15 protein-coding genes are annotated in these 18,398 nt (G+C 54.7%); 10 read left to right on the plus strand and 5 right to left on the minus strand.

Annotated features, from left to right (window positions below):
* Positions 1 to 20 precede the first annotated feature (20 nt).
* Both tyrS and pdxY read left to right on the plus strand, forming a co-directional pair.
* Positions 21 to 1,295: a tyrosine--tRNA ligase gene (tyrS, locus tag SC127_RS20815; RefSeq protein ID WP_215846903.1), complete on the plus strand. Its 1,275-nt coding sequence runs from the start codon at positions 21 to 23 to the stop codon at positions 1,293 to 1,295.
* 54 nt (positions 1,296 to 1,349) lie between these two features.
* Positions 1,350 to 2,210, plus strand: coding sequence for a pyridoxal kinase PdxY (gene pdxY, locus SC127_RS20820; RefSeq protein ID WP_215846902.1), 861 nt, complete (start codon positions 1,350 to 1,352; stop codon positions 2,208 to 2,210).
* 31 nt (positions 2,211 to 2,241) lie between these two features.
* Here pdxY and gstA read toward each other — a convergent pair whose 3' ends face one another.
* Positions 2,242 to 2,847: a glutathione transferase GstA gene (gene gstA, locus SC127_RS20825; RefSeq protein WP_215848285.1), complete on the minus strand. Its 606-nt coding sequence runs from the start codon at positions 2,845 to 2,847 to the stop codon at positions 2,242 to 2,244.
* Between the two features lie 139 nt (positions 2,848 to 2,986).
* The gene (gene dtpA / locus SC127_RS20830; protein ID WP_243078034.1) at positions 2,987 to 4,483 is read right to left on the minus strand and encodes a dipeptide/tripeptide permease DtpA; all 1,497 of its coding nucleotides are present in this window, start codon (positions 4,481 to 4,483) and stop codon (positions 2,987 to 2,989) included.
* Positions 4,484 to 5,376: 893 nt separating this feature from the next.
* Between dtpA and SC127_RS20835 the strand changes: the two genes are divergently transcribed.
* The gene (locus SC127_RS20835) at positions 5,377 to 6,075 is read left to right on the plus strand and encodes a CTP synthase C-terminal region-related (seleno)protein (RefSeq protein WP_332627863.1); all 699 of its coding nucleotides are present in this window, start codon (positions 5,377 to 5,379) and stop codon (positions 6,073 to 6,075) included.
* Between the two features lie 59 nt (positions 6,076 to 6,134).
* Here the strand turns inward: SC127_RS20835 and SC127_RS20840 are convergent, their stop codons facing one another.
* From SC127_RS20840 to SC127_RS20850, 3 genes are all read right to left on the minus strand, one after another.
* Positions 6,135 to 7,481 carry an enolase C-terminal domain-like protein gene (locus SC127_RS20840; RefSeq protein WP_243078032.1) on the minus strand — a complete coding sequence of 449 codons (1,347 nt, stop codon included), beginning with the start codon at positions 7,479 to 7,481 and terminating at the stop codon, positions 6,135 to 6,137.
* Positions 7,459 to 8,799, minus strand: coding sequence for an MFS transporter (locus SC127_RS20845; protein WP_332627865.1), 1,341 nt, complete (start codon positions 8,797 to 8,799; stop codon positions 7,459 to 7,461). Before SC127_RS20845 ends, SC127_RS20840 begins: the two co-directional genes overlap by 23 nt.
* A gap of 264 nt (positions 8,800 to 9,063) precedes the next feature.
* A complete protein-coding gene (locus SC127_RS20850) occupies positions 9,064 to 9,783 on the minus strand; it encodes an HPP family protein (protein ID WP_243078030.1) in 720 nt (239 codons plus the stop codon).
* 220 nt (positions 9,784 to 10,003) lie between these two features.
* Between SC127_RS20850 and SC127_RS20855 the strand changes: the two genes are divergently transcribed.
* The 7 genes from SC127_RS20855 (at position 10,004) to SC127_RS20885 (ending at position 18,389) form a co-directional block, all read left to right on the plus strand.
* Positions 10,004 to 11,206 carry a M20 family metallopeptidase gene (locus SC127_RS20855; protein WP_332627868.1) on the plus strand — a complete coding sequence of 401 codons (1,203 nt, stop codon included), beginning with the start codon at positions 10,004 to 10,006 and terminating at the stop codon, positions 11,204 to 11,206.
* A gap of 11 nt (positions 11,207 to 11,217) precedes the next feature.
* Entirely contained in the window at positions 11,218 to 12,510 is a 1,293-nt protein-coding gene (locus tag SC127_RS20860) for an NtaA/DmoA family FMN-dependent monooxygenase (RefSeq protein WP_332627870.1), read from the plus strand.
* Positions 12,511 to 12,746: 236 nt separating this feature from the next.
* Positions 12,747 to 13,280, plus strand: coding sequence for a GNAT family N-acetyltransferase (locus tag SC127_RS20865; protein WP_332627872.1), 534 nt, complete (start codon positions 12,747 to 12,749; stop codon positions 13,278 to 13,280).
* A 49-nt stretch (positions 13,281 to 13,329) separates the two neighbouring features.
* Positions 13,330 to 14,946, plus strand: coding sequence for an ABC transporter substrate-binding protein (locus SC127_RS20870; protein WP_332627874.1), 1,617 nt, complete (start codon positions 13,330 to 13,332; stop codon positions 14,944 to 14,946).
* Between the two features lie 16 nt (positions 14,947 to 14,962).
* On the plus strand, positions 14,963 to 15,955 hold the full coding sequence (locus tag SC127_RS20875) for an ABC transporter permease (RefSeq protein WP_215846897.1): 993 nt from the start codon (positions 14,963 to 14,965) through the stop codon (positions 15,953 to 15,955).
* Positions 15,952 to 16,785 carry an ABC transporter permease gene (locus SC127_RS20880; protein WP_215846896.1) on the plus strand — a complete coding sequence of 278 codons (834 nt, stop codon included), beginning with the start codon at positions 15,952 to 15,954 and terminating at the stop codon, positions 16,783 to 16,785. The genes SC127_RS20875 and SC127_RS20880 overlap by 4 nt, the downstream gene beginning before the upstream one ends.
* Positions 16,782 to 18,389, plus strand: a complete 1,608-nt coding sequence (locus SC127_RS20885; protein ID WP_332627877.1) for an ABC transporter ATP-binding protein — start codon at positions 16,782 to 16,784, stop codon at positions 18,387 to 18,389. The genes SC127_RS20880 and SC127_RS20885 overlap by 4 nt, the downstream gene beginning before the upstream one ends.
* The last annotated feature ends 9 nt before the right edge of the window (positions 18,390 to 18,398 follow it).

Genomic DNA, 18,398 nt, shown 5'->3' on the forward strand with positions numbered 1-18,398 from the left:
TGATCAATTTGGAGTCAGTGATGACCAGCAGTAACCTGATACAACAATTGCAGGAGAGGGGCTTGATCGCCCAGGTGACGGATGAAGACGCGTTAGTAGAGAAACTGGCGCAAGGGCCAATTTCGCTCTATTGCGGCTTTGACCCCACTGCTGACAGCTTGCACTTGGGCCATCTGGTACCGCTGCTCTGCCTGAAGCGTTTTCAGGATGCCGGACATAAGCCGGTTGCGCTGGTCGGTGGTGCTACCGGCCTGATTGGCGATCCGAGCTTTAAAGCCGCAGAGCGTAAACTCAATACCAGCGACACCGTAGGTGAATGGGTTGAGAAAATTCGTAAGCAAGTCGCGCCGTTCCTCGACTTTGATTGCGGCAGTAACAGTGCCATCGCGGCCAACAATTACGACTGGTTTGGCAGCATGAACGTGCTGACTTTCCTGCGTGACATCGGTAAACACTTCTCTGTGAACCAGATGATCAATAAAGAAGCGGTGAAGCAGCGTTTGAACCGTGACGATCAAGGTATCTCGTTCACCGAATTCTCTTACAACCTGTTGCAGGGCTACGATTTTGCCTGCCTGAACGAACTGCACGGCGTTTCTTTGCAGATCGGCGGTTCCGATCAGTGGGGCAATATCACTTCGGGTATCGATTTAACGCGTCGTCTGCATCAAAACCAGGTGTTTGGTTTAACCGTTCCCCTGATCACCAAATCGGATGGCACCAAATTTGGTAAAACTGAAGGCGGCGCGGTCTGGCTCGATGCCAAGAAAACCAGCCCATACAAGTTCTATCAGTTCTGGATCAACACCGCAGACTCTGACGTCTATCGTTTCCTGAAATTCTTCACCTTCTTAAGCATCGACGAAATCAATGCGCTGGAAGAAGAGGACAAAAACAGTGGTACCGCGCCGCGTGCGCAATATGTGTTGGCTGAACAGGTCACGCGTCTGGTACACGGTGAAGAGGGCTTAGCCGCCGCTAAACGCATCACCGCGAGCCTCTTCTCTGGCTCGGTCAACGACATGACTGAGGCAGATTTCGAGCAGCTGGCGCAGGATGGCATGCCAACCATTTCGCTGGGCGCTGAGGACGATCTGCAACAGGCGCTGGTGAAAGCGGAGCTGGTGCCATCACGCGGCCAGGCTCGTACCATGATTGGTTCCAATGCCGTGGCACTCAACGGTGAAAAACAGTCTGACGCCGAATATCGCTTCAGTGATACTGACAAACTGTTTAACCGCTACACACTGCTGCGTCGCGGTAAAAAACATTACTGCCTGATCAACTGGCAGTAAGCTTTCAGGGCCGACTTTCGGCCCTTTTTTATGGCAAGGGCAGTACAGGGTAAAATGAAAAATATTCTCGCAATCCAGTCACACGTTGTTTTTGGTCATGCCGGGAATGCGGCAGCGGAATTTCCGATGCGCCGCATGGGCGCAAACGTTTGGCCATTAAACACGGTTCAATTCTCCAACCATACGCAATACGGTCACTGGACCGGCACGGTAATGCCGGCGACGCACTTGACGGATATCGTTAAAGGCATTGCGGATATCGATCGCCTCAAAACCTGCAATGCGGTATTGAGCGGATATCTCGGTTCAGCCGAGCAGGGCGAGCAGATCCTTGAGATCGTGCGTCAGGTGAAAGCGGCCAACCCGGATGCATGGTATTTCTGCGATCCCGTCATGGGACATCCTGAAAAAGGCTGCATCGTTGCGCCTGGCGTGGCGGAATTTCACTGCAAGATGGCTTTACCCGCCAGCGATATCATTGCGCCGAACTTGCTTGAGCTGGAAATGCTCAGCGAGCGCACTGTCACCAGCGTGGAAACCGCCGTGGACGCAGCACGTCAGCTGATTACCCAAGGGCCGAAAGTGGTGCTGATTAAACATTTGGCGCGTGCCGGACGTCGTAGCGATCGCTTTGAAATGCTGCTGGTTACTGCCGATGAAGCCTGGCACATCAGCCGCCCGCTGGTGGATTTTGGTGTTCGCCAACCGGTTGGCGTCGGTGATTTAACCAGCGGCCTGTTGCTGGTCGATTTGCTGCACGGCAAGTCACTGCAAGATGCACTAGAGCACGTCACGGCAGCGGTATATGAAGTGATGCTGAAAACCCATGAAATGGGCGAGTATGAACTGCAACTGGTCGCCGCGCAGGATGCGATTGCGCAACCTACGCAGCACTTTGCTGCCGAGAAGTTATAACGCAAAAGGGCCGACTTGTCGGCCCTTGTCTCTACTCTAACCCTTCCGCCTTCAGCGCCGCCTGTACCGCTGGACGTTCCTTCACGCGACTAAACCAGCTTTCCAGTGCATCCAGGTGAGACAAGTCTAATTTAATCGCATGGGCCCATCGCGTGACGACAAACAGATAAGCGTCTGCCACGCTAAAACGCAGCCCCATTAGCCACTGCTTCTCCCGCAACGCGTCATCGACGTAACTGAATTTATTCTCCAGCTGCGCGCGTAGCAGCGCTTTATACTCTTCGGGTGTCGTCGAGCTGAATAACGGGCTAAATCGCTTGTGCAGTTCGCTGCTAATGAAGCTTAGCCATTCCAGAGTGTGATAGCGTGTCAGGCTGCCAACGGGGGCCAGAAGATGGCGATCGGGCTTCAAATCAGCCAGATACTGCACAATCGCCACGCCTTCCGTCAGCACCGTGCCATCATTAAGCTCCAGCGCGGGAACCTGTCCTTTAGGGTTGATCTGCCAGTAATCTTCACTGCGCTCGGTTATTTTCTTCGCCAAATCGACATTCACCTGCGTAAAGTCGTGCCCGCATTCACGCATTACGATGTGCGGTGAGAGCGAGCAGGCACCTGCCTTGCAATAGAGTTTCATCATGTTGACTCCAGGTTGCGATGGGATCTTTGCATAATAAATCGTCAACGCGGAATTGCCAGTGATGAGGATCAGGGAATTACCCGTAGGACAAAAACAAAAAAGCCGGGCATAGCCCGGCTGAGTGAAAACTGAAGTCTTACGCTTCGGCTTTCTGCATTTTTTGCTGTGGATCTTGCGTCATACGGTTCAGCAATGGCGCAGTAATCAGCATCAGCAGCGCGATGACCGCGGTAGCAATACCAATTTCCTGGAATACCTTGCTGTAAGTCACGAGCGAGATCAGCGGATCGGTTACGTTCTCTGGCACTGCCATCAAATTCGCCACTTTACCGGCGATAACGGCGGCACCTGCGGTGGTCAGGAACCATGAACCCATGATGAATCCCATCAAGCGCTGCGGCACCAGCTGTGCCACCATCGCCAGGCCCAGGCCCGAAATCATCAGCTCACCGATACTTTGCAATCCGTAGCTCAGAATCAACCAGTTTACCGAGACAATACCGGCATCACTGGCAAACTTCGCACCGACCGGCAGCACCAGGAATGCAGCGGAACACAGCACCATACCAATCGCAAATTTATGCGGCATGGGCAGTTTATCGCCCAGTTTGTTGTAAACCGCAGCCAGAATCGGGCTGGCCAGCATAATCCAGAACGGGTTCAGCGCCTGGAACTGCTCGGGGGCAAAGGTAATGCCGAGAATGCTGTGTTCAACGTTGCGGATAGCAAAGAAGTTCAGTGACGTTGGCATCTGCATGTACAGCACAAAGAACACAATCGCTTCAACCATCAGCAGAAAGGCCACGATCATTTTACGACGCGCGAGACCGTGCAGAGAAAACGCTTCTTTAGCGAAGACCAGCACGATACCCAAAGCGATGACCGCCAGCACTAAACGCGCAATCGACTGGTGATGCAGCATCCAGTTGGCCAGTGCAACCAGCAGCACCACACCGACTAACGTCATCAACAGTTTCCCGATGTTCAGCGGGGCGAAGTCCGGTTTAGAACCGTAATCTTTCACCATACGTTTGCAGAACAGGAAGTTGAACAGGGTAATCACCAGGCCGATAACCGACAGCGAGAACGCCACGTTATAGCCATATTTCGCTGCCAGCCACGGTGTCAGCATCATCGAGAACAGCGAACCGATGTTGATCGACATATAGAACATGGTGAAAGCACCATCAATACGCGGATCATCCTTCTGGTAGCAGGTCGAAAGCAGTGAAGAGGGGTTCGCTTTGAACAGACCGCTACCGACGGCGATCGTCGCCATACCGATATAAACGATGCTCACGTTGTGGCCAGAAAACGCCACCAGCGCATAACCCAGCGCCAACACCATGACACCTAAAACGATCACGCGTTTGGTGCCTAGCACTTTATCGCCCAGCCAGCCGCCAATCGCCACCAGGCCGTAAACCAGTGCGCTGAAAGAGGAGAACAGAGTGATGGAATCGGATTCGGACATACCCAGTTGTTTTACCAGATAGACCGCCATGATGGCCTGCAGGCCGTAAAAACCGAAACGTTCCCACAACTCGATTGAGAAGATTAAGTAGAACGCCTTTGGCTGTTTAAACGCGTTAAGGCTGACAGCCTCATCAGTGTGTTTGTTTGCAGTTGACACGAGTACCTCAGTTTTTTCATACCCTGCTTCGTGACAGGAATTAAGTCTGCGTCATGTGAACATTTCATGCGCAAGATTGTTATTAGAAGGGAAAGGCGGCGCCTAATTTGTCTGATTAAGCTCAGCAGGGCAAGAATTTTCTAACCACTGTAATACCTTGTTAAGGTAGGGTTAAAATCCTTATAAAAAACCCTTAATCGGATTTAAATTTCGAGTAGATGAATTATACCAGTATAAAAAGCATGGGCGCGAGGTGGTGAGATGATAAAAATAGCATTAGCTGCTGTTGGCGTGTTATCTGGTTATATACGTTGCTCAAGGTTATTTATGCAGCATAATTGCCGAGCAAATAGGGCTTATAGGGTCTTTTTGGCTAAATTGCGTACGCTCAACGCGCGGGATTGACGCATAAGTGAGCGAATGACGATCTTGCGCACAAATAGATGATTTAATTCAGGAAGAAAAAGAAGTAAACGTTTGCGTGGCTGAAATTTGCGCGCCAAAATTTTTCGCCCTTATCGTTTTAATAAGCGAAAAATAACCCGGTTAAGTGTCCTCTTGTGAGGCCATAAAGCGAAACGTGTCGGGTGAACGCCCATTCCTGTATTGACCTGGCGTAACGCACGTTTTCTTAACGTTCACTTTTCATTCGTAGGCTCATTATCGCTTCTGTTGCAAAAGCAGGTGCCTTCTAAACCAAGGAGGAGATAAGGGCTGTGCCGTAAAGCGTCCACCACAAGGATGCGGCGGACGAGTCTACAAGGCGGTATTTACGGCGGCTTTACGCATCGCCTTATCTCCGACTGAACACATTGATGTCACGCATCAACGCCATTCTCGACAACAACTTAACACTCCGCTAACCTCGTCATTTCCCCCTGAAGGATCTCATCATGTCTTCTGCTTTACGCTTATCTTTGGTTGGTGATTACCGTGCAAACGCTGTTGCCCACCAGGCTATTCCGCTCGCCATTGATCGCGCTGCCGCCCAGTTGAACATCGCTGTTGAAGCAAACTGGATACCCACCGAAACGCTCGGTGATCTGGACGTGATCAAGCAGAGCGATGCAGTTTGGGTGGTGCCAGGAAGCCCCTATAAAAATGATCCAGGCGTATTCGCCACACTTCGCTGGTTACGCGAAAACCACAAACCCTTCCTGGGGTCATGCGGCGGTTTTCAGTACGCGATAATTGAATATGCCCGCAATGTGCTGGGCTGGCAGGATGCAAACCATGCTGAAACGGATCAAGGCGGCAGAATGGTCATTGCGCCATTAAGCTGCTCGCTGGTAGAACAGCGCGGTGAAGTGATCTTTACAGCTGACTCGCGTATCGCTAAAGCGTATGGCGCGTTGAAAAGCGAAGAGGGTTATCACTGCAATTTTGGCGTAAACCCAGAATTCAGCGCGGCGCTGGCGGACCATAATCTGCGTATTACTTCCTGGGATTTAGCGGGTGATGTGCGCGGCATTGAACTGATCGATCATCCATTCTTTGTGGCAACGCTGTTTCAGTCGGAGCGTGCTGCGTTGCAGGAAAAAGATTCTCCGTTGGTGATGGCCTGGATGCAGGCTGCACTGGCGCAACGTTAAGCCAGAAATAGCCTGTGAAATCTCACAGGCTTATGGTTTACCTATCCAATGAAGCGAGTTCAGCCACGCAAAAGTGCAGGGCGTTTGGCATTAAACGTCCAGTTATCGATCAGAAACTGCATGCCCAGCGCATCGTTGCGGTTCTTATCTGGCAGTGATTGATAAAGCGCATGGGCTTCTTCCACGCGCTGCATATTGAGCGTAATGCCAAGTCCTGGTCCAGGCGGCAATTCCAGATGCCCATTGCGAATCTGAGGCGCTTCATGAGTAAGCTGTTGACCATCCTGCCAAATCCAGTGTGTATCAAAGGCCGTAATGCGATCGCCCGGTGCAGCAGCCCCTAAATGCGCCACCATTGCCAGCGAAACGTCAAAATGATTATTGGAGTGACAGCCGGTAATCAAGCCCCATTCATTGCACAGTTGCGCCACCGTATGAGCATTACGCATCGTCCAGAAATGCGGATCGGCCAGCGGGATATCAATCGCATTAAGCTGCAAGGCATGTTGCAACTGACGCCAGTCGTTGGCGATCATATTGGTGGCAACGCGTACGCCGGTGGCGCGCTTGAACTCCGCCAGCGTTTCACGTCCCGAATAACCCTGCTCGGCACCACAAGGGTCTTCCAGATAAGGAATGCGTCCGGCAAGCTGTTTACCGAATCGAATGGCCTCATCCAGAGACCAGCTGGCGTTAGGGTCGACCGTCACGCGCGCCTGCGGAAAACGTGCTAACAGCGCTTCAACCGTTTCCACTTCCTGTTCAGCGTGATGTACGCCACCTTTGAGTTTGAAATCGCAGAATCCGTAACGTTCGGTCGCCGCTTCAGCCAACCTGACGACGGCCTCGCTGCTCATTGCGGCCTGATGACGCAACCAAAACCACTCATCTCCCTGCTGATCGCCGGTTTGATAATTCATTGTGGTCAGTTTGCGGTCAGCAATATAGAAGAGATAACCCAGTACCGGAATGCGATCGCGCTGCTTACCGCTGGCCAGCAGATCGGCAACCGGTAAATTGAGATGTTGACCCAACAGGTCAAGTAGCGCGGCTTCTATCGCAGCAGCAGCATTGTAAAACTTTTCGGGATTCATCTGGGGAATATGAATCTCATCAGTGTGCGCACTTTGCTGTACCCGCGCATCACTGGCAAACAGCGTGCCGATGGTCGCATTGAGGCGCAACAGATCGCTGCCTTCAATCTGTGACCTAAAGCGTTCCAGTAATGCCAGCGTTGAGGCGTGACAAGGACTTTCCCCCACGCCGGTGCGTCCTGCTGAATCCGTCAACATCACCAGAATGCGGGTGAAATAACAGTTATGCGCGCCGCCGATATTCAGCAACATACTGTCGTATCCGGCGACCGGAATGACGCGCATGCTTTTAATGACTGGACTGTCTGACATGATCTTTCTCCAGTTGAGGGGAAGGCGGGGAAGGTTTACGGCGCAGCAACAACCACAAACCGGTGATAATTGACACGCTGGTCAGCGCATACAGGCCGCCGGTTGTTGAACCGGTTTTCATTTCGAGATAGCCAAAAACGGTTGGGGCGAAAAAGCCGCCGAGATTACCTATCGAGTTCACCAGCGCAATGCCGGGCGCGACAATAGAAGCAGGAAGCTCACCTTGCGGCATTGGCCAGAAGAAAGTGGCACTGACTTTTGACCCGATACACGCCACGATCATGGCAACGAAACCAAACCAGGGTGAACCCAACGTCGCCATAAAAGTGCCGCAGGCCGCGACCAACATGGCCATTCCCAGCGCTTTATCCAGCTTATTGCGATGGCGATCGGAAAAACCACTCAACAGGTTGATGGCGATAATCGCGCAGAGCCAGGGAACGGCGGTCAGCAGACCAATGCCAAAGCTACTGAAGCCCTGAATACGCTGAATAATCTGTGGTAGCCAGAACACCAACGTATAGCCGGTCATGGTCATGGTGAAAAAGATCACGCAGAAAAACAGCAGGCTGCGATTGCGCAACAGCGACATCTTGCCTGGCTCACGGTTGAGTTGGTCACGCTCAACATCTTCGTTATGAAGCTGTTGAGCCAGCGCGCGTTTCTCCTCCTCACTCAGCCAGCGTGCATCCATGGGTTTTGAAACCAGCACGCCTGCCGCAACGATCCCGACCAGAATCGAGCCGCCGCCTTCCAGGAACATCACCCATTTCCAACCGGCAATGCCCAACATGTCATGCATCATCAGGATGGAACCGGTCAGCGGCCCCGAGAACAGAAATGCCCCAGCGGTGGCGCTCAGCACCATGGCCGTCGCGCGTCCACGCCAGGCGTTGGGCACCCATTGACGAAAATAGAACAGCACGCCAGGAAAAAAGCCCGCTTCTGCCACGCCGAGTAAAAAACGCAACGCGTAAAACTGCACCGGCGACGTGACAAAGCCGGTCAGCACCACCACCAGTCCCCAGGTAATCATGATGCGTGTCAGCCAGACTCGCGCACCGAAGCGTTTCATCATGATATTGCTGGGCACTTCGAACAGCGCATAACCGATAAAGAACAGGCCCGCGCCCAAGCCAAAGGCAGCGGCGCTGATTCCGGCGTCCGTTTGCAGTTCAGCTTTGATAAAGCCGATATTGGAGCGGTCGATTTGATTGATGATCAGCATTACCGCCAACATCGGGATAATTCGGGTAAAGAATTTTTTGATGGCGGAGGCGATCAAGGCATCGTGCTGAGTTGATACAGCGGTATCCATCTCTCTTCCTCATTGACGACGAAATTAGAGAGAGCAGTGTAGGTGGCTGAAAAAACAGGCTCTATAGGCATCGGCCCAAGCCAAACTGGGCGTTCGGCCTGGGCTGCTTTGTTATCAGGGTGTTACAATTTTACCGGTGCGATGTCTGTGATAAAACTGTGGGGTAGATCAACTTACCTGTTTTTTTATCAGAACGGGTCTGCGTCGTGACAGGTGCGGCATCGATAAGCAGTGAAGTTGTACACATGACGCGTTTGAGGTGATTCAGCTATTAAGCAGGCGGCGTTCGGCAATCTGCTCAGCACGCTGTAACAGCGCCTGCAAGTCATCTTCATCAATATCCAGCAGCTCACCACTTTGCAAAGCTTCATGCAGATCGGTGCGCGTCAGCGGTATCGGCAATGACAGCGGCTGCGGCTTCACCTCTTCTGGGGCCAGTGGATGAGGATAGCGGCGGCCCGATAAATTATTAAAAATAATCGCCAACAGCGCCAGCGTCGCAGAGTTGAGCAGCACGGGCGTTAATACAAACTGATAACCGAGATGCTGTACCGCAGGACCGCCAATCACGGCAGTGAGCGCTACCGCGCCGCCGGGTGGATGCAAACAGCGCAGTTGAAACATCAAGACAATGGCGAGGCAGGCGGCCACGCCACAGGCAAGTGCAGGATTTGGAATCAATAAGCTGACGGTTACGCCCGCAAACGCAGAAAGCGCGTTGCCACCCACCACCGACCAGGGCTGTGCCAGTGGGCTGGCGGGAACACCAAACAGCAGCACCGCAGAGGCACCCACTGGCGCCACAAACCACAGGTTCAACTCACCCAACATCCAGTGACTCAGCAGGCTGGTCAAAACCAAGCCAATTCCTGCGCCTAGGCTGGCTAAGAAAATCTGTTTTTTCCCCACGGCCAGCGGATGCGGCCAGAGACGTGACAAAAAAATACGCGTTCTGCGTAGCCAACTTTTGGGCTGTTCGTCCATTGTCTTGTTCACTTATTTTTTCACTGAGTGCGTCATAACATTTTCTTATGGTTGAGGCGGGCAATTTTCCATCATCAGCATCATCGTAACAACCCGACAAACTGTAATGGTTAAGCGCTTATGCCCTGTTTCCCACTTTAGATAGCACTTTTTCTTTTTAAACAATCGAGAGCAACAAGCTTAGATTAATCGCCATCGATGACGAAAAGAGAGCATGGAGATGAGTGATAGCGCATTACGTCTGAACCTTGAAAGCAACCTTGAACGGCATGCTGCCCGCTATATCGCGCTGGCTAAAACCATTCACCAGCAGCCTGAAACCGGCAATGACGAATACTTTGCCAGCGGTGAGTTAACCCGATTGCTCAGTGAGCAGCAGTTCACGGTCACGCGGCACGTCGCGGGTCATGAAACGGCCTTCTTTGCCGTGAAACAGAGCCAAAAACCAGGCCCGACCATCGCGTTTCTGGCTGAATACGACGCGCTGGTCGGGATTGGACATGCCTGCGGACACAACATCATTGGCGTCACCAGCGTGGCGGCAGCGATTGCACTTTCACAGGTGCTTGATGAAACCGGCGGTCGCGTGGTGGTGCTGGGCACACCAGCAGAAGAGGGGGGCAAAGGAGGAAAAGGCGGCCCGAAAGGCAATGTGAAAGCGCGCTTTGTGGCGGCGGGCTTGCTCAATGATGTCGATGTCGCGCTGATTATGCACCCGGCGGGTAAAACGCGGCTGACTGAAGAAACGCTGGCGAATAACCATCTCTATTTCCACTTTCATGGCAAACCTTCTCATGCAGGCAGTGCGCCGCATCTAGGGATTAACGCACTGGATGCGCTGGTGCTGCTCTACAACGGCATCAGCGTATTACGTCAGCAACTGCCGGATGGCGTGCGGGTACACGGCATCATCACCCATGGCGGACAGGCGCCGAATGTCATTCCTGACTATGCGGCAGCGCATTACTACATTCGCGCCGACAGCCGTGAAGTGGTGGAGTCACTGGAGCCGCGTCTGCGTGCCATTGCAGAAGGGGTGGCGCTGGCAACCGGCACGCGTGTCGAGATTGATCATCAGGTGGGCCCTCGTGATTTCAAACGCAACAGCGCGCTGGACGCCTTGCTGCATGAAGAGCTGACGGCGGCGGGTGAAACCGTCGATCTTTCGCCACAGCAGGGCAAAGTCTCTACCGATGCGGGCGATATCAGCCACGCGGTGCCGACAGCGCACCCCTTTCTCAAGATTGGCCCCGATGACCTGATCTTTCATACCGTGCCGTTCCGAGAAGCCGCTAATTCCGAACAGGGCTACCAGGCGTTGATCACCGGTGCGCGCGTACTGGCACGCAGCGGATTACGTTTACTCACCGAACCGGAGCGCCTGCAGCAGGTAAAAGCCCATTTTGCCCGCGGGCACGCTTAAAGGAGAATCTTATGACGCGTAGAAAACTAAAAACCCTGGTGGGTGCCGCGAACGTGGTCGCTGCCGCCAATGACGACGCGCCGGGAAAAGGCATCGCGCGTGCCGTCGCGTTGGCAAAAATTGCCGAGCGGGAAAAAATCACCGGTCTGTTCACCGCCGATCTGCTGCAAGCCGATCCCGCAGGGTTGGCAGGAACCACCGGCAGTCAGGATCCGTTAATCGTGCTGGCCGCGCTTAGCCAGGCGACCTCACAGATTGGCTTGATTGCCACTGTCAGCACCAGTTGGCAACATCCTTACACGCTGGCGCGGCTGATTGGCACGCTCGATCACGTCAGCGCCGGGCGCGCAGGCTGGAACGCGGTAACGTCTTCAGTGGGTGAAGAAAATTTCGGCGATACACCGCTGCCCTCACCGCAAGAGCGTTACGCGCGCGCCACCGAATTTATTGATGTCTTTAATGCGCTGTTTGACGCGAATGACCGCGACGCGGTACAGCGTAGCGACAGCGGCAGCATTCGCATCGATCCCGCGCGTCTGCATGCCATCAACCATCGCGGCGATTACTTCCAGGTGGCGGGACCGCTGAATGTGCCGCCACCACCACAAGGGCGTCCGGTACAGTTTCAGGCGGGTCAGTCAGACGCGGGCGTCACGCTGGGTGCGCGTTATGCTGAAGTGATCTACACCTCGCAGCCCACGCTGAGTGCCGCGAAACGTTTTGTCAGTGATGTGCAAGCGCGTGCGCGGCGCTTTGGGCGCGAACAAAATCTGCCGTTGATCATGAACTCCTTTCACTCAATCATTGGTGACAGCGACGCAGATGTGGCACGGCGCCTGCGTGAAAAGCATGAACGTATCGATTATCAGCAAGGTCGCCTGCGGCTGGCTGACATGCTCGGCGGGGAGATTGAACTCAACACTCTGCCGTTGGATCAACCGCTGCCGAGTTTTCTCATTCCCGATCTGGCGCAGGTAAACCGGCGACAAGGACGCGCGTCGATCTTCCGTGAATTTGCTCTGCAAGGCTTAACGCTGCGGGAACTGATTATCAAAGCGGAAGAGACCGGACACTGGTTTGTCGCCGGAACACCTGAATCGCTGGCGGATGCCATTCAGGCGCGTTATCAGGCGGGCGTGCTGGACGTGATTTCGCTGCATGGTTTGGGACAGCCTGATCAACAGGATCGCCTGCTGAACGGCTTGCTGCCGGAACTGCGTAAGCGCGGTTTGCTGGATGAGGATTATCAAGGTCACGATTTCCGCAGCAGCCTGGAGTTAGCCGCGCGACCAGACTCGCATTAATCGCTGCCAATGCATTGCGGCCCGGATAATGGCTCTCCAGGCCGTTTTTTCATATTTAAAACAACCTTAGCTGAAATTATTCATTGGTTTTCACCATAAGGTTTAAATAGTGATGCTGAACCCTAAGCGAAACTGAATATCCCATATTTCTCAAATCCATTGTCATATTTCTAGGTTTACATTTCTTCCTGCGAATTTTAATAATCGCTGCGTGATCAACCCAAGGAAACGGCAAAATGAGTCAATTTATTCAGACGGCAAAACCTGAAGATGCAGAAGAGATATTTGCGTTGCTCCAGCGCGCGTATGCGGATTTGCTGCCGCTGAATATCCATTTCACCATCAGTCAGGGCACCCTTGAGCAGGTGCGCGCCACTATCCAGCGTGAGACGGTGCTGGTGCTGCGCAAAGGGGGACGGGCGCTGGCAACGGTCACTGTGCGCTTTCCCTGGACGCAGGATCACAATGCCCCTGCCGATCTGCCTTTTATTCACTGGTTTGCCGTGGACCCCGATTTTAAAGGCCAGGGTTATGGCCGAGAAATATTAACCTGGGCGGAAAATAATTTACTGAGGGAGACTTTAAAAGCACCTGGCGTTTATTTGGCGACAGCGGTTAAACATCCCTGGCTCAGCGAACTTTATCAGAAACGCGGTTATCAACCTTTCCATCATCGCACCAATCCATTAGGTGAAGCGCTGGTCTTCTTGAAAAAGGATCTTAATTCCACGCTTACGCCAGCCGTCAGTAAAAATAGTCAACACGCCTGATATTGCGAAAAACAGGGCGAATAATAAACCTGCATTATACAAGGATTATATGAACGCGAATTCTTTGCGCATCGCGCTGGGCTTAACCTGCCTGCTGGGAACCTCTTTATCTCTTCACGCCGCGGAACAGCCCAAACAAGGCGGCTCGCTTACCTGGGGCGTGGAAACCGAACCAAGCCCCTTTAACCCGCAGCTAAATGGCCAGTCAAAAGCCGAAGTGGTACTGCGTTCGGTATGGGAATCACTGCTGGCTCGCCAGCCGGATGGCCGCTTTGTGCCTTGGTTGGCGGAGCGTTTTGAAGTCAGTGAAGATGGAAAATCCTACCGCTTTACCTTGCGCCGCGATGTCACCTTTTCCACTGGCGAAAAGCTCAATGCCAACGCGGTTGCGGAGAACTTTCGCCATACGCAAGATGCCGCTTACTGCGCCGGTTCAAGCCTCTGCGCGATGGGTAATCGCATCGCCAGCATTGAAACGCCTGACGAGCAGACGCTGGTGATCACCCTGAAACAAGCCTATTCGCCGTTTCTCTCTTTTGCTGCGTCGCTGGAGATTTTGTCGCCAGGCAGCTGGCATTCAACCCAGCTGAAATCGGGTGGCAAAGAGATTGCGGGCACCGGGCCGTTCATTCTCGAAAGCTACGAGAAAGGGCAGCAGGTAACTTTCGTGAAAAACCCGAACTACAACTGGGCACCCGCCACGGCAAAACATCAAGGGCCAGCTTATTTAGATCGCATCACCTATCGCTTTCTCCCGGAATCATCGGTACGAACCGGTGCGTTGCTTTCAGGTCAGGTTGACGTCATTGAAGGCATTTCGGGTAACGATGCCGGTGAGTTCAAAGAAAATGAGGATTTTAGCTATCAGCATGCGCTGAATACCGGCACGCCTTATTCGCTGTTTCTGAACGTTGAATACGGCGCAACGCAAGACGTTAAAGTGCGTCAGGCGCTGCTGCAAGGGTTGGATATCGATCCGATTCTCACGTCGGTGTACCGCGGCGAGCGCACCCGCGCGTGGGGCATTACGTCGCCTATCGATCCGCTCTACAACAACGATTTGGAAGGCAAATACGGCAACCAGCCTGATGAGGCCAATAAACTGCTGGATGAGGCGGGCTGGCAAACTCGCGACAGCCAAGGTTTCCGCAGCAAAAATGGCGAGCGCCTGAGCATTGAAGTGATTCAGGCGCAGGCGACGGTACGTGATCAACGCGATGTACTGTTACAGGCGATTCAGGCGCAGGCGCGCCAGCGGCTGGGTGTTGAGCTGAAGCTGCGTTACGTCGACTCCGGTACCTATACCGAGGTGCGTAACACCGGCAAATTTGGCTCAATTGCCAACTCCAATACCGAAACGGACGGCATCGACATCGAAAACCACTATCGTCCGGTTAAAGCGGGGGGATCGATCAACTACAGCCGCGTCAACAGCCCAGAGATCAACACGTGGTTAGATCAGGCGGCCGACACGGCTGATCTCACCCAGCGTCGCCAGCTCTACAGCGAGTTGCAGCGCTATGCGTTGCCGCAGCAGGCGCTCGCCGTGCCGCTGTATGAGCCGGAAGATCAGATTGCAGCCGCCCGCTATGTGCATGGCGTGGGTTTCCGCAGCTTCAAGCAGATGCCAGAAAATGCCTACGACGTCTGGTTAAGCGATCATTAATTCGGGAGAAAAAAGCATGAGCCTTGAGAGCATCATTAGCCGCGAACCGCGCATCAAGCCGGTGAAGCGATGGCGCAATGTGCTGGCACGTCGTATTGCCGGGCGACTGCTGGGTGGCGTGCTGGTGCTGTGGGCGGCGGTAACGCTGGCGTTTCTCGGCGTGCATCTGGCGCCGGGCGACATCGTGAGTTTGCTGATTGGCGAGCAGATACGCACGCCCGCTATTGAGGCGGCGATCCGTGCAGAATGGGGCCTTAACGAGCCGCTGTGGTGGCAATATTTGCATTATATCTGGCGCGTGCTGCACGGCGATCTCGGACGCTCTTACATCCTCAATATGGATGTCACGCAGCTGATGCAATCTCAACTCTGGCCGACGCTGAAACTCACGCTGGCGGCGTTGCTGGTCAGCGTGGTGTTTGCCGTCACTGTTGCGGTGGCGACGGCGAATCGTCGCTGGGGACGGCGCATTGCCAACGGGGTGGAGCTGCTGCTGGCCTCAACACCCTCCTTCTGGATGGGCATTGTGCTGCTGTTTTTCTTCAGCTTCACGCTGCGCTGGTTCCCGGTCGCGGGTGATCGCCATCTCTCTTCACTGGTGTTACCGGCTTTGTCATTGGGGCTGGCGCAGGGCGCAGTGATTGCTCAGGTGCTGCGCCGGGAGTTGGAAAAGGCGCTGGAATCGCCCTTTACCTTGACACTACGCGCCTGGGGCGTGGGTGAAACCACGCTTCGTCTGCGCCATGCGTTGCGGCATGCGGCGCTGCCCGCCGTCACGCTCACCGGTTGGCTGGTGGGCGGATTGCTCAGCGGCGCGGTGATCACTGAGCAGGTGTTTGGTCGCCCCGGCCTCGGCAAACTCACGGTTGACGCGGTGCTGGCGAGCGACATGCCGGTGGTACTGGCGGTGGCGATCCTTTCGGCGGCGATTTACGTGGCAATGAGCACCTTAGTCGACATTCTGGCGCTGTGGATTGATCCACGTCTGCGTGGGGAGGAGCAGCGATGACTGCACTATTACAACGTTTACCTGGTGCATTTCCACTGACAATTTGGAGTGCGCTGTTCTGCCTGTTGCTGGTGGCGCTGGCGGTTATTGCGCCTGGCTGGTTGAGCTCTGGCGATCCGCTGTTGGCCGATCCCGTCAACGCACAATTGCCGCCTTCGGCACAACACTGGCTGGGCACCGATCAGCTCGGGCGCGATCTGCTGACCCGCGTGATCTACGGTAGCCGCTACTCCATGTTGATCAGTATTGCGGCGATGGGGCTGGCGGTAGTGTTGGGTACGCTGTTGGGATTACTGGCTGCGCTGGCGCGCGGCGTGGTAGATGAAATGCTGAGTCGTGCGGTGGATGTGATCTCCGCCTTTCCCGATCTGCTGCTGGCGCTGATGCTGATCGCCTTTACCGGTCCCGGCACCAATAACTTGATCATTGCACTGGGCGTGGCGTCCATACCGCGTTTTGCCCGCGTGGTGCGGGCGCAAACCTTCTCAGTGATGCATTCGGGCTATGTTGAGCAGGCGCGCACATTCGGCTTGTCACGTTTTACTCTTATTACCCGCCATATTCTGCCACACGCCATTGCGCAGGTTCCCGCGCTGGCAACGCTGGGATTAGGTACTGCGATCATTGGCACCGCTGGCTTGAGCTTTCTCGGCATGGGACCGCAGCCGCCCACAGCGGAATGGGGGTTAATGCTGGCAGAAGGGCGAAATTACTTACGCAACGCCTGGTGGATCGCTGTGTGGCCGGGCGTATTTATCACGCTAACCGTGGTAGCGGTTAACACGCTAGGACGTTACTGGCAGGGGCGTTTTGAAGGAGGGGAAGCATGAGTCATCCCGTGATCGACATTCAAAATCTCTCTATCCGCTTCGGGTCGCAGCAGGTGGTGAAAAACCTTTCGCTGCAACTCTGGCCGGGCGAATCGGTGGCGCTGGTAGGAGAATCCGGTTCGGGAAAAACTCTGACGGCGCGCAGCTTGATTGGCCTGTTACCGCCAGGTGCAACGCTGAGCGCCGATCGCTTTGTTCTTGAAGGGTGTGACATGCTCAATGCTAGCCCGGCGCAGTGGCGTGCGCTACGTGGACGGCGAATCGGCTACGTATTGCAGGATGCGCTGGTGTCGCTTGATCCGCTGCGGCGCATTGAGCAACAGTTGGCGGATGCCCTGACGGCGGCGGGTCAGGGCGATAAAAGCACCTTGCACGCGCGCAGCGTGGCGCTGCTGAAGTCAGCGGGAATGCCTGATGCCGAAAGCCGGCTGGCGCGCTATCCGCACCAGCTCTCCGGCGGTCAGCGACAGCGCGCACTGATTGCCACGGCCCTGGCCGGAAGCCCAACCTTGCTGATTGCGGATGAACCCACCACCGCGTTGGATATGACCGTACAGCGTCAAATTCTGCAACTGCTGGCGCAGCGGCGTGAGGATGGTCACGCGCTGCTGCTGATCAGTCACGATCTCGCGGTGGTCGCCGAGTTGGCCGATCGCGTATTGGTGCTGCGCGATGGCGAAGTGGTTGAACAGGGCTACAGCCGCGTGCTGCTGCGTCAGCCGCAACATCACTGGACACAGCGTTTGCTGCGCGCCGTGCCGACGCCCGCGACGCGTGGATTGCGGCTGAGTGAAGCCCAACCGACATCGCTGCCGCCGCGTCCCCAACGCACGGCTGAACCGCTGCTGGAGGCGATCGGGCTCAATAAGTCTTACGGCGAACGGCAGGTGCTTAACAACATTCATTTTCAGCTTCATGCAGGCGAAACGCTGGGTGTGGTGGGCGAATCGGGCTCAGGAAAAACGTCGCTCGTTAAAGTGGTGCTGGGATTGACGGAACCCGACAGCGGCACGCTGCTGCTTGAAGGACAACGCTGGGATCGTCAGAGCGAAAAGATGCGGCGCAGTCGTCGCGCGCGTTTACAGCTGATTGCTCAGGATCCGTTCAGCTCCTTTGATCCGCGCTACAGCGTGGAAAAGATCATCGGTGAAAGCCTCGACAGCGTCGGTATTAATGGTGATGCGCGGCGTCAACGGGTGAGGCAACTGCTGGATGAAGTACAGTTAGGTGATCGCTTTATGAACCGCTACCCGCAGCAACTTTCGGGCGGCCAGCGACAACGCGTCGCCATCGCGCGGGCTTTTGCGCCAAATCCGGCGTTACTGGTGGCGGATGAGCCGGTGAGTGCGCTGGATGTCTCGGTGCAGGCGCAGGTGCTTGATTTACTGGCCGATATGCAGGCCGAGCACGGCACGGCGCTGCTGTTTATCTCCCACGATCTGGGCGTCATTCAGCACCTTTGCGATCGCGTGTTGGTGATGCAAAACGGTCACATTGTCGAAAGCGGCGAAATGCATCAGGTCTTTACTGCACCGCAACATCCGTGGACGCAAAAACTGTTACAGGCGCTGCCGGTGCTACCGGACTGGCAGCCGCAAATTTAAAGGAGAGAG

Source organism: Pantoea sp. T14 (assembly GCF_036663535.1).
In the GTDB taxonomy this organism is placed as follows: Bacteria; Pseudomonadota; Gammaproteobacteria; order Enterobacterales; family Enterobacteriaceae; genus Pantoea; species Pantoea phytostimulans.